Raw genomic sequence first — 11,926 nt, 5'->3', positions numbered from 1 at the left:
TTAAATGACCTCCGGCGCGAGCGAGACGATCTTCATGAACTTCTTGTCGCGAAGCTCACGACCGACCGGTCCGAAGATGCGGGTGCCGCGGGGCTCCCCGTCGCTCTTCAGGATGACGGCGGCGTTCTCGTCGAACTTGATGTAGGAGCCGTCGGGACGACGGACCTCCTTCTTGGTGCGGACGACGACGGCCTTGACCACGTCGCCCTTCTTGACGTTGCCGCCGGGGATCGCATCCTTGACCGTGGCCACGATGATGTCGCCCAGACCGGCGTACCGGCGGTGCGAGCCACCGAGCACGCGGATCGTGAGCAGTTCCTTGGCGCCGGTGTTGTCGGCGACCTTCAGGCGGGATTCCTGCTGAATCACTTGTTACTCCTTGGGTTCCAAGCAGCCCGAGGGCTTACTTGGCCTTCTCGAGGATCTCGACCAGGCGCCAGCGCTTGGTGGCGCTCAGCGGACGGGTCTCGTTGATGAGGACGAGGTCGCCGATGCCGGCGGTGTTGCCCTCGTCGTGCGCCTTGACCTTCGACGTGCGACGGATGACCTTGCCGTAGAGGGGGTGCTTTACGCGGTCCTCGACCTCGACGACGATCGTCTTGTCCATCTTGTCGCTCACGACGTAGCCGCGGCGGGCCTTGCGGTAACCGCGGGCGTCGGCGTCGCGCACATCGTGCGCGGACGACTCGTGTCCGGTCTGCTCCTTGACGACGGCCTCGGCTGCGGGAGCCTTGGCCTTCTTCGCGGGGGCCTTCTTCTCGGTGGTCTCAGCCATCACTCGGCCTCTTCCTTCACGGCTTCGTCAGCGGAGTCCGCCTTCTTGGCCTTCGTCTTCTTCGCCTTCGTCGCGGTCTCCAGCGGCGCGGGCGTGGCACGGATGCCGAGCTCGCGCTCACGGATCACGGTGTAGAGCCGCGCGATGTCGCGCTTCACGGCGCGGATGCGGCCGTGGCTCTCGAGCTGGCCGGTGGCCGACTGGAAGCGCAGGTTGAACAGCTCTTCCTTGGCCTTGCGCAGCTCCTCGACGAGGCGCTGGTCTTCGAACGTGTCGAGCTCGCTCGGTGCGAGCGTCTTGGTGCCGATCGCCATTACGCGTCGCCCTCCTCGCGCTTGATGATGCGTGCCTTCAGGGGCAGCTTGTGGATGGCACGGGTCAGGGCCTCACGAGCGAGTTCCTCGTTGACGCCGGCGACCTCGAAGAGGACGCGACCCGGCTTGACGTTTGCGACCCACCACTCGGGCGAGCCCTTACCGGAACCCATGCGGGTTTCGGCCGGCTTCTTGGTGAGCGGACGGTCGGGGTAGATGTTGATCCACACCTTTCCGCCACGCTTGATGTGACGCGTCATCGCGATACGAGCGGACTCGATCTGACGGTTCGTCACATATGCGGGCGTGAGCGCCTGGATGCCGAACTCACCGAACGACACCTTGGTGCCACCGGTGGCCTGGCCCGAGCGACCCGGGTGGTGCTGCTTGCGGTACTTGACCTTGCGGGGGATAAGCATTACGCCGATGCTCCTTCTGCGACGGGTGCGTCGTTGCGCGGTCCACGACGACGGTCGCCGCCACGGTCGTCACGACCACGAGGCGCCTTCGGTGCGTTGGCCTGCTCGCGCGCGAGCTCCTTGTTGGTGAGGTCGCCCTTGTAGATCCAGACCTTCACGCCGATGCGGCCGAAGGTGGTCTTGGCCTCGTAGAACCCGTAGTCGATGTTCGCGCGAAGCGTGTGCAGCGGCACACGACCCTCGCGGTAGAACTCCGAGCGGCTCATCTCGGCGCCGCCGAGGCGGCCGGAGACCTGGATGCGAACGCCCTTGGCGCCGGCGCGCTGAGCGCCCTGCAGGCCCTTGCGCATCGCGCGGCGGAAAGCCACGCGGGCGCTGAGCTGCTCGGCGATGCCCTGCGCGACCAGCTGAGCGTCGGCCTCGGGGTTCTTGACCTCGAGGATGTTCAGCTGGATCTGCTTCGCGGTGAGCTTCTCGAGGTCGGCGCGGATGCGCTCGGCCTCGGCGCCGCGGCGGCCGATGACGATGCCCGGGCGGGCGGTGTGGATGTCGACGCGAACGCGGTCACGCGTGCGCTCGATCTCGATGTTGCTGACGCCGGCGCGATCAAGCGACGTCGTCAGGAGACGACGGATCTTGATGTCCTCGGCCACGTAGTCGGCGTAACGCTGTCCGGGCTTCGTCGAGTCCGAGAACCAACGCGACACGTGGTCCGTGGTGATGCCGAGGCGGAAGCCGTACGGGTTGACCTTCTGGCCCATTACTTGCTCGCCTTCTTCGTCTTGGCAGCCGGGGCCGCCTCAGCGACCTCGGGCGTCGAGAGCACGACCGTGATGTGGCTCGTGCGCTTCTTGATCTGGAACGCGCGACCCTGGGCACGGGGGCGGAAACGCTTGAGCGTCGTGCCCTCGTCGACGTACGCGTTGGCCACGTACAGGTCCTGCTCGTCCAGGAACTCGCCGTCCTTGTCGGCCTTCACGCGAGCGTTCGCGATCGCCGAGGCGACGAGCTTGTAGATCGGCTCGCTCGCGCTCTGCGGCGCGAACTTGAGGATGGCCAGGGCCTCCTCGGCCTGCTTGCCCTTGATGAGGGCGACGACACGACGAGCCTTCTGAGGGGTCACGCGGATGTGTCGCACACGTGCGATGGACTCCACCATTTCTCTCTCCTCTATCGCCACCGCGTCAGCGGCGGCGGCCCTTCTTGTCGTCCTTCACGTGGCCGCGGAAGGTGCGGGTGGGCGCGAATTCGCCCAGTTTGTGGCCGACCATGCTCTCGGTCACGAACACGGGGATGTGCTTGCGACCGTCGTGGACGGCGATGGTGTGACCGAGCATGACCGGAATGATCATGGAACGGCGCGACCAGGTCTTGATGACGTTCTTGGAACCGGCTTCGTTCTGGACGACGACCTTGCGAAGCAGGTGCTCGTCGACGAAGGGGCCCTTCTTAAGACTGCGTGGCATCTTCCTCTACTCCTACTTGCGCTTCTTGCCGGCGTTGCGACGGCGAACGATGTACTTGTCGCTTTCCTTGTTCGCGTGACGGGTGCGGCCCTCGGCCTTGCCCCACGGCGAAACAGGGTGACGACCACCAGAGGTCTTGCCCTCGCCACCACCGTGCGGGTGGTCGACGGGGTTCATCGCGACACCGCGGACGGTCGGGCGGATGCCCTTCCAGCGGTTGCGACCGGCCTTGCCCCAGTTGATGTTCGACTGCTCGGCGTTGCCGACCTCGCCGATGGTCGCGCGGCAGCGCGCATCGACGTTGCGGATCTCGCCCGAGGGCAGACGCAGCTGGGCGAAGTTGCCGTCCTTCGCGACGAGGCGAACCGACACACCGGCCGAACGCGCGATCTTCGCGCCGCCGCCGGGGCGGAGCTCGATCGCGTGGATCACGGTACCGGTGGGGATGTTCTTCAGCGGCAGGTTGTTGCCCGGCTTGATGTCAGCCGAGGCACCCGACTCGATGATGTCGCCCTGCGACAGCTTGTTCGGCGCGAGGATGTAGCGCTTCTCGCCGTCGAAGTAGTGCAGCAGCGCGATGCGTGCGGTGCGGTTGGGGTCGTACTCGATGTGAGCGACCTTGGCGTTCACGCCGTCCTTGTCATTGCGACGGAAGTCGATGACGCGGTACTGGCGCTTGTGGCCACCACCGATGTGACGGGTCGTGATGCGGCCCTGGTTGTTGCGGCCACCGGTCTTGGACAGCGGGCGGAGGAGCGACTTCTCAGGCGTCGATCGGGTGATCTCGGCGAAGTCGGCCACCGACGAGCCGCGGCGACCCGGGGTCGTGGGCTTGTACTTGCGAATTGCCATGTTCTCTAGTCCTCTATCCCGACCGTCAGCCGACTGCCGTGAAGATGTCGATGGTGCCCGACTTCAGGCTCACGATGGCGCGCTTGGTGTCCTTGCGCTTGCCGGCGCCGAAGCGGGTGCGGCGGGTCTTGCCGACGCGGTTGATCGTGTTGACCGCAGCGACCTTGACGCCGAAGATCTTCTCGATGGCGAGCTTGATCTCGGTCTTGGTCGCGCGCGGGTCCACGAGGAACGTGTACTTGCCCTCGTCGATGAGCCCGTAGCTCTTCTCGGAGACGACCGGCTTCAGGATGATGTCGCGCGGGTCCTTGTTCACGGCGGTCATGCCGAGACCTCCTCGGTGGAGCCGGCCTTCGAGGCGATGAACGCGTCGTAGGCGGCCTTGGTGAAGACGATGTCGTCCGAGACGAGCACGTCGTAGGCGTTCAGCTGGTCGAAGTACAGCACGTGGACGTACGCGAGGTTGCGCACGCTCAGGATGCTGAGCTCGTCGTCACGCGTGATGACGACCATGACGTTCTTCGCCGGGGCGAGCGCGCCGAGGACCGCAGCAGCGGCCTTCGTCGAAGGCGCGCCCTCGATGGCGAAGGAGTCGACGATGTGCAGACGGCCACCACGAGCACGGTCGCTGAGCGAGCCCAGGAGGGCTGCGGCGATCATCTTCTTGGGGGTGCGCTGCGAGTAGTCGCGCGGCTTCGGGCCGTGGACGATGCCACCGCCGGTCATGTGCGGCGCGCGGATCGAGCCCTGACGGGCGTTACCCGTGCCCTTCTGCTTGAAGGGCTTGCGGCCGGCGCCCGAGACCTCACCGCGACGCTTGGTCGAGTGGGTTCCCTGGCGAGCCGCTGCGCGCTGCGCGACGACGACCTGGTGGATGAGCGGGATGTTCGTCTTGACGTCGAAGATCGCGGCGGGCAGCTCGACAGAGCCGACCTTCTTGCCATCGGCCTTCAGGACGTCGAGCGCGAGAGTCGAGTCAGCCATGTGCTCAGGCCCCCTTCACTGCGTTGCGGACGTAAACGATGCGGCCACGAGCACCGGGGACGGCGCCCTTGACGAGCAGCAGACCCTTCTCGGCGTCGATGGCGTGCACCTTGAGGTTCATGACGGTCACGCGCTCGCCACCCATACGGCCGGCCATGCGCATGCCCTTGAATACGCGGCTCGGGGTCGACGATGCGCCGATGGAGCCGGGCTTGCGGTGGTTGCGGTGCGCACCGTGCGAAGCGGAGACGCCCTTGAAGTTGTGGCGCTTCATGACACCCGCGGTGCCCTTACCCTTGCTGGTGCCGACGACGTCGATCAGCTGACCGGCCTCGAAGACGCCATCCACCGTGAGCTCCTGGCCGAGCGCGTAGTCAGCGGCGTCGGCGGTGCGGATCTCGGTGATGTGGCGGCGGGGGGTCACGCCGGCGGCCTCGAAGTGGGCCGTGAGCGGCTTGTTGACCTTGCGGGGGTCGATCTGGCCGTAGGCGATCTGAACGGCCTTGTAGCCGTCCTTCTCGGGCGTGCGCACCTGGGTGACCACGTTGGGGGCCACCTCGATGACGGTGACGGGAACGAGCTTGCCGTTCTCATCCCAGACCTGGGTCATGCCGAGCTTGGTGCCCAGCAGGCCCTTCGAAATCTTGTTGTTGATGTCAGCCATGTCGAACCTCAGAGCTTGATCTCGATGTTGACATCGGCCGGCAGGTCGAGACGCATGAGCGAGTCGACAGCCTTGGGCGTCGGGTCGATGATGTCGATCAGACGCTTGTGGGTGCGCATCTCGAAGTGCTCACGGCTGTCCTTGTACTTGTGGGGCGACCGGATGACGCACACGACGTTCTTCTCGGTCGGCAGGGGCACGGGGCCCACCACGGTAGCGCCGGCACGGGTCACGGTGTCGACGATCTTGCGGGCCGACGAATCGAGGCCGGCGTGATCGTACGACTTCAGGCGAATGCGGATCTTCTGTCCCGCCATTGTCTGCTCTCTCTCTTCTCGCGTCTTACCGTTCCGGACTTCCCGGAGGCATTGGACGCACGGTGGCGCTCGCGCGCCATGGCACTTCTGCACTGCTCTTGCAGTGCGTTGCTGCACCGCTGTTCTGATGTCAATCCGGATGCCGCGCCGTAGCGCCGCTCCCGGCATCCGCCACTCACTCGCACACAAGAGGAACACTCTCGTGCTGAGGGGGTTTGAGATGTGGTGGTTCTGCTGCCCGCGGCCTAGGACCCTGCGCGTCTGCGCCGCCTATGCACTGCCCTGGCAGTGATCCGGTGCGCGCCGATGAAGGGGCGCCGGAATGTGGAACCTCACTAGTCTACGTGTCGCCCGGGCGTGTCGCAAACTCGGGCGTGTCGCGCGATGCGTTTGCTCGGCTGCTTCTCAGCAGAAAGGTGTGAGAGAGGACGGACCAGGGGCGAGCCCGCCCTCTCTCACAGTCAGTGCCCCGGCTGCGCGGCAGCAGGAAGAGCCGGCACGGGTGTCGTCACCGCGTCGGCGCGGTCAGCGGGATCGGGGTGACGGAGCCGCCGATCAAGAATCGGTGTGGCATGACATCGGCGAAAGTCGGCACAGCGTTCACGGGTGCGAACGCTCGCGGCAGCGATTCCAGGACGACCGCCGCGAGGTCGCGGCTCTGCGTCATGGATCGACCACGACCGGCTGCGTGCCGCAGTACGCGACCCTCCGCCGGATGTGTCGAGCCGTATTCTTCGAGGTCCCCAGACATCTCGAACTTCCCCAAACTTGCCGATGTCATGCCACGGGAGAACCCGGTGGTATCCAGGCCCCCAAGACAGGTGCTTTCCAGCCGATGCTCACTCCCCAGCGCGCATACGGCCAACAAACTGCCCCACTTGGGAACGTAGCCGCTCCCCCGTTGCGGCGTCAAGCCCAAAGTGTCCTCCCACACTCATGCGTCCCCGGCGTGCGCACGAAGAAGCGGCCCCGCGATGACTGCGGGACCGCTTGCACTCGTTGAGTGGGCTGTCTTCTACTCGTGTCCGACGGCCTTGTCGACACTGTCGCGCACGCCGTCGACGTGCTGATCGATGCTGTCGGGGGCGATCTTCTTCACGAACTCGGCGGCCGCGTCCAGCGCCGTGTCGCTGACGCCCTCCGCCTGCTCCGACTTGATCACGTCGTCGATCTTGTCCTTGTTCTGCTCGAGGAAGTCCTTGCCCTGATTGACGAGGTCGTCGATACCCATCGCATGCTCCTTCGGCGCCCCGGATGGGCGTTCACCGCCCATTCAAGACCGGTGGGCGGGCGGCCGTCAACGTCTGCCTCCATCCGCCCGGGTACGACGAAGGGGCCGGGCCCGGAGGCCCGACCCCTTGTCGGTGACGGATGCCGCGGCATCCGTCTCACAGATTCCCGAAGATTACTTGATGATCTTCGTGACCGTGCCGGCGCCGACGGTGCGGCCACCCTCACGGATGGCGTAGCCGAGGCCCTCCTCCATGGCGATCGGCTGGATCAGCTCGACCGTCATGTCGGTGGTGTCGCCGGGCATGACCATCTCGGTGCCCTCGGGCAGCGAGATGACGCCGGTGACGTCGGTGGTGCGGAAGTAGAACTGCGGGCGGTAGTTCGTGAAGAACGGGTTGTGACGGCCGCCCTCTTCCTTGGACAGGATGTACGCCGTGCCCTCGAAGTTGGTGTGCGGGGTGACCGAACCGGGCTTCACGACGACCTGGCCGCGCTCGACGTCGTCACGCTTGGTGCCGCGCAGGAGCAGACCACAGTTCTCGCCGGCCCAGGCCTCGTCGAGCTGCTTGTGGAACATCTCGATACCGGTGACGATCGTCTTCTGCGTCGGGCGCAGACCCACGATCTCGACCTCGGAGTTGATCGCGAGGGTACCGCGCTCGGCGCGGCCCGTGACGACCGTGCCACGGCCGGTGATGGTGAAGACGTCCTCGATCGGCATGAGGAACGGCTTGTCCTTGTCGCGGATCGGGTCCGGGATGGACTCGTCGACGGCGTCCATGAGCTCGACGATCTTCTCGACCCACTCAGCGTCGCCCTCGAGAGCCTTGAGGCCCGAGACGCGGACGACCGGAGCGTTGTCACCGTCGAAGTCCTGCGACGACAGCAGCTCGCGAACCTCGAGCTCGACGAGCTCCAGGATCTCCTCGTCGTCGACCATGTCGGACTTGTTCAGCGCGACCAGCAGGTACGGCACGCCGACCTGCTTGGCGAGCAGCACGTGCTCACGCGTCTGAGCCATCGGGCCGTCGGTGGCGGCGACCACGAGGATCGCGCCGTCCATCTGAGCGGCACCGGTGATCATGTTCTTGATGTAGTCGGCGTGACCCGGGGCGTCGACGTGCGCGTAGTGGCGCTTCGGCGTCTCGTACTCGACGTGCGAGATGTTGATCGTGATGCCGCGCTGACGCTCTTCGGGAGCGGAGTCGATCGACGCGAAGTCGCGCTGCACGTTGGTGGCCGACGGGTACTTGTCGGCGAGCACCTTCGAGATCGCTGCGGTGAGCGTGGTCTTGCCGTGGTCAACGTGACCGATCGTTCCGATGTTGACGTGCGGCTTGGTGCGCTCGAACTTGGCCTTGGCCACTGGGTCCTCCTCAGGACGTTCGTGTAGAGATCTCCAGACGCTGGTGTGCGCCGGATCTCTACGGGGATTTCTCTAGCTTAGTAGAGAGGTTTCTGTTGGATCAGTGTGAAGTTGTGCTCCGGGATGCCTCGTCGCGGAGGCATCCCGGAGTGAAAAGGGTTACTCGCCCTTGGTCTTCTGGACGATCTCGTCCATGACGTTGCGCGGGACCTCTGCGTAGCTGTCGAACTCCATGGAGTAGACGGCGCGGCCGGAGGTCTTGGAGCGCAGGTCGCCGATGTAGCCGAACATCTCGGACAGCGGAACCAGCGCGCGCACGACCTTCACGCCCTGAGCATCCTCCATGGACTGGATCTGCCCACGACGCGAGTTCAGGTCGCCGATGACGTCGCCCATGTACTCCTCGGGCGTACGCACCTCGACGGACATGAGCGGCTCGAGGATGACCGGGTTCGCGCGGCGGACGGCCTCCTTGAAGCCCATCGAGCCGGCGATCTTGAACGCCATCTCCGACGAGTCGACGTCGTGCGACGCGCCGTCGAGAAGGATCGCCTTCACGCCCACCATGGGGTAGCCGGCGAGCACGCCGACGTTCATGGCGTCCTGGAAGCCCTGGTCGGTCGGGCTGATGTACTCGCGCGGGATGCGGCCACCCGTGACCTTGTTCTCGAACTCGTACGTCTTGTCGGCCGTGACCTCGAGGGGCTCGATCGTGAACTGGATCTTCGCGAACTGACCCGAGCCACCCGTCTGCTTCTTGTGGGTGTAGTCGTGCTTCTCGACCGACTTCTTGATCGTCTCGCGGTACGCGACCTGGGGCTTGCCCACGTTCGCCTCGACCTTGAACTCCCGCTTCATGCGGTCGACCAGGATGTCGAGGTGCAGCTCGCCCATGCCCTTGATGACGGTCTGACCGGTGTCGGAGTTCTGCTCGACGCGGAACGTCGGGTCCTCCTCCGCGAGCTTCTGGATCGCGAGACCCAGCTTCTCCTGGTCGGCCTTGGTCTTGGGCTCGATCGCGACCTCGATGACCGGCTCGGGGAACGTCATCGACTCGAGGACGACCTGGTTCTGCGCATCGCACAGCGTGTCGCCCGTGGTCGTGTCCTTGAGGCCGATGACCGCGTAGATGTGACCGGCGGTGACCGCGGGGACCGGGTTCTCCTTGTTGGCGTACATCTGGAAGATCTTCCCGATGCGCTCCTTCTTGGACTTCGTCGAGTTGACGATCTGCGCGCCGGAATCCAGGTGACCGGAGTACACGCGGATGTAGGTCAGACGACCGAAGAAGGGGTGCGTCACGATCTTGAACGCCAGCGCCGTGAAGGGCTCCTCGCGGTCGGAGTGGCGCAGGATGACGGTCTCTTCGTTCTTCGGGTCGTGGGCCTCGATGGCCGGCACGTCGAGCGGCGACGGGAGGTAGTCCACGACCGCGTCGAGCATCGGCTGCACGCCGCGGTTCTTGAACGCCGAGCCGCAGAGCACGGGGTAGATCTCCGAGTTGACCGTCAGCTTGCGGATCGCAGCCTTGATCTCGGCGACCGTGAGCTCCTCGCCGCCGAAGTGCTTCTCGAGAAGCTCCTCGTCGGTCTCGGCGACCGTCTCGAGCAGCATCTCGCGGTACTCGGCGACCTTGTCGGCCATGTCGGCCGGGATCTCCTGCACGTCGTACTTGGCGCCCATGGTGACATCACCCTTGGCATCGCCCGCCCAGACCAGCGCGCGCATCTCGACGAGGTCGACGACGCCGATGAAGTCGTTCTCGACGCCGATGGGCAGCTGGATGACGAGGGGCTTCGCCTTGAGCTTGTTGATGATCGTGTCGACCGTGAAGTAGAAGTCGGCGCCGAGCTTGTCCATCTTGTTGACGAAGCAGATGCGCGGGACGTCGTACTTGTCGGCCTGACGCCACACGGTCTCGGACTGGGGCTCGACGCCCTCCTTGCCGTCGAAGACGGCGACGGCGCCGTCGAGGACGCGGAGCGAGCGCTCCACCTCGACGGTGAAGTCCACGTGACCGGGGGTGTCGATGATGTTGATCTGGTTCTTGTCCCAGAAGCACGTCACAGCAGCAGAGGTGATCGTGATGCCACGCTCCTGCTCCTGCTCCATCCAGTCGGTGGTCGACGCGCCATCGTGCGTCTCACCGATCTTGTGATTGGTGCCCGTGTAATACAGGATGCGCTCGGTCGTCGTCGTCTTGCCGGCATCGATGTGCGCCATGATGCCGATGTTGCGGACCTTGGTGAGGTCGGTGAGCACTTCTTGTGCCACGGGGTTCTTCCTTACTTTGGAATTCCAGTCGACCGTACGAGACGGTCAGGCAGGTGGGGCGGCCGGATCGAGGGGATGCCTCGACCCGGCCGCCGCGCTGGTTACCAGCGGTAGTGCGCGAAGGCGCGGTTCGACTCGGCCATCTTGTGGGTGTCTTCGCGGCGCTTGACCGCGGCACCCAGGCCGTTCGAGGCATCCAGGATCTCGTTCTGGAGGCGCTCGGTCATCGTCTTCTCACGACGACCCTTGGCGTAGCTCACGAGCCAGCGCAGGGCGAGCGTGTTGGCACGGTGAGGCTTGACCTCGACCGGCACCTGGTAGGTCGAGCCACCGACGCGACGGCTCTTGACCTCGAGGGTCGGGCGCACGTTGTCGAGCGCCTTCTTGAGCGTGGCGACGGCGTCCTGGCCGTTCTTGGCCTCGACACCCTTGAGGGCGGTGTACACGATCGACTCGGCGATGGACTTCTTGCCGTCGACGAGGATCTTGTTCACGAGCTGGCTGACGATCGGTGCGCCGTAGACCGGGTCGTTGACGACGGGGCGCTTCGGGGCGGGTCCCTTACGAGGCATATTCCTTAACCCTTCTTCGCGCCGTAGCGGCTACGAGCCTGCTTACGGTTCTTGACGGCCTGCGTGTCGAGCGCGCCACGGACGATCTTGTAACGGACACCGGGGAGGTCCTTCACACGACCACCGCGGACGAGCACGAGCGAGTGCTCCTGCAGGTTGTGGCCCTCGCCGGGGATGTAGGCGGTGACCTCGGTGCCGTTGCGGAGCTTGACACGGGCGACCTTGCGCATCGCCGAGTTGGGCTTCTTGGGCGTGGTCGTGTACACGCGAGTGCAGACGCCTGCCTGCTGCGGGTTCGCCTTGAGCGCCGGCGCCTTGGTCTTGGTGACCTTGGGCGAGCGACCCTTGCGAACCAACTGCTGAATGGTTGGCACGTTCTCTCCTATGTTGTGCTGCACGGTGCCTTTCGGCTCCGCACAGTGCTGCACGGTGACAGCAAGCGTGTCTCCCCCGCCGATCTCGGATCTTGCGATTCGTGACGCGGCGGGCTCACAATTACCCACCGGCGCGGCATGATGGTGCCGCGCCTTATGTGGTGGATATGCCGTGGGGGTGGCCTGTTCGCAGGCCGTTCCCTGAGATGGGGCGCTCGCAAGCCGACTCCGCGCCGAGGCACGGCGGACGGCGCGCACGAGCGCACACCCGGTCAATGATACGCGGGATGCCGGGGGTCGGTCAAACGCGGCCCAC

General features: G+C 65.4%; 17 protein-coding genes. All 17 read right to left on the bottom strand.

The annotated features are described in order from the left end of the window. A complete protein-coding gene (gene rplN, locus ASD56_RS06880; protein WP_055962886.1) occupies positions 1-369 on the bottom strand; it encodes a 50S ribosomal protein L14 in 369 nt (122 codons plus the stop codon). A gap of 34 nt (positions 370-403) precedes the next feature. Then, entirely contained in the window at positions 404-775 is a 372-nt protein-coding gene (rpsQ, locus tag ASD56_RS06875) for a 30S ribosomal protein S17 (protein ID WP_082541291.1), read from the bottom strand. Continuing rightward, entirely contained in the window at positions 775-1,089 is a 315-nt protein-coding gene (gene rpmC, locus ASD56_RS06870; RefSeq protein ID WP_055962883.1) for a 50S ribosomal protein L29, read from the bottom strand. The genes rpsQ and rpmC overlap by 1 nt, the downstream gene beginning before the upstream one ends. Further along, positions 1,089-1,508: a 50S ribosomal protein L16 gene (gene rplP, locus ASD56_RS06865; RefSeq protein ID WP_018171451.1), complete on the bottom strand. Its 420-nt coding sequence runs from the start codon at positions 1,506-1,508 to the stop codon at positions 1,089-1,091. Before rplP ends, rpmC begins: the two co-directional genes overlap by 1 nt. Beyond that, complete coding sequence (gene rpsC / locus ASD56_RS06860) at positions 1,508-2,269, bottom strand: 30S ribosomal protein S3 (protein WP_055962881.1); 762 nt, start codon at positions 2,267-2,269, stop codon at positions 1,508-1,510. Before rpsC ends, rplP begins: the two co-directional genes overlap by 1 nt. Further along, positions 2,269-2,667 carry a 50S ribosomal protein L22 gene (rplV, locus tag ASD56_RS06855; RefSeq protein ID WP_055962879.1) on the bottom strand — a complete coding sequence of 133 codons (399 nt, stop codon included), beginning with the start codon at positions 2,665-2,667 and terminating at the stop codon, positions 2,269-2,271. Before rplV ends, rpsC begins: the two co-directional genes overlap by 1 nt. 25 nt (positions 2,668-2,692) lie before the next feature. Continuing rightward, the gene (gene rpsS / locus ASD56_RS06850; protein WP_055962876.1) at positions 2,693-2,974 is read right to left on the bottom strand and encodes a 30S ribosomal protein S19; all 282 of its coding nucleotides are present in this window, start codon (positions 2,972-2,974) and stop codon (positions 2,693-2,695) included. Between the two features lie 12 nt (positions 2,975-2,986). After that, entirely contained in the window at positions 2,987-3,826 is an 840-nt protein-coding gene (rplB, locus tag ASD56_RS06845) for a 50S ribosomal protein L2 (protein WP_055962873.1), read from the bottom strand. A gap of 25 nt (positions 3,827-3,851) precedes the next feature. After that, a complete protein-coding gene (gene rplW, locus ASD56_RS06840) occupies positions 3,852-4,151 on the bottom strand; it encodes a 50S ribosomal protein L23 (protein WP_055962871.1) in 300 nt (99 codons plus the stop codon). Next, entirely contained in the window at positions 4,148-4,810 is a 663-nt protein-coding gene (gene rplD / locus ASD56_RS06835) for a 50S ribosomal protein L4 (RefSeq protein WP_055962869.1), read from the bottom strand. Before rplD ends, rplW begins: the two co-directional genes overlap by 4 nt. Before the next feature lie 4 nt (positions 4,811-4,814). Beyond that, positions 4,815-5,474 (bottom strand): 50S ribosomal protein L3, encoded by a 660-nt coding sequence (gene rplC, locus ASD56_RS06830; RefSeq protein ID WP_055962867.1) that lies wholly within the window; start codon positions 5,472-5,474, stop codon positions 4,815-4,817. Positions 5,475-5,482: 8 nt separating this feature from the next. Continuing rightward, entirely contained in the window at positions 5,483-5,791 is a 309-nt protein-coding gene (gene rpsJ, locus ASD56_RS06825; protein WP_013584016.1) for a 30S ribosomal protein S10, read from the bottom strand. Positions 5,792-6,806: 1,015 nt separating this feature from the next. Then, entirely contained in the window at positions 6,807-7,022 is a 216-nt protein-coding gene (locus ASD56_RS06820; protein ID WP_055962865.1) for a hypothetical protein, read from the bottom strand. 174 nt (positions 7,023-7,196) lie between these two features. Next, positions 7,197-8,390, bottom strand: coding sequence for an elongation factor Tu (gene tuf / locus ASD56_RS06815; protein ID WP_055962862.1), 1,194 nt, complete (start codon positions 8,388-8,390; stop codon positions 7,197-7,199). 159 nt (positions 8,391-8,549) lie between these two features. Then, on the bottom strand, positions 8,550-10,664 hold the full coding sequence (fusA, locus tag ASD56_RS06810) for an elongation factor G (protein WP_055962859.1): 2,115 nt from the start codon (positions 10,662-10,664) through the stop codon (positions 8,550-8,552). 101 nt (positions 10,665-10,765) lie between these two features. Continuing rightward, positions 10,766-11,236 carry a 30S ribosomal protein S7 gene (rpsG, locus tag ASD56_RS06805; RefSeq protein WP_055962856.1) on the bottom strand — a complete coding sequence of 157 codons (471 nt, stop codon included), beginning with the start codon at positions 11,234-11,236 and terminating at the stop codon, positions 10,766-10,768. 5 nt (positions 11,237-11,241) lie between these two features. Next, positions 11,242-11,610: a 30S ribosomal protein S12 gene (rpsL, locus tag ASD56_RS06800; RefSeq protein WP_018187369.1), complete on the bottom strand. Its 369-nt coding sequence runs from the start codon at positions 11,608-11,610 to the stop codon at positions 11,242-11,244. Positions 11,611-11,926: the final 316 nt, after the last annotated feature.

The organism is Microbacterium sp. Root166, assembly GCF_001427145.1.
In the GTDB taxonomy this organism is placed as follows: Bacteria; Actinomycetota; Actinomycetes; order Actinomycetales; family Microbacteriaceae; genus Microbacterium.
This window is presented reverse-complemented; position numbering and strand designations above follow the sequence as displayed.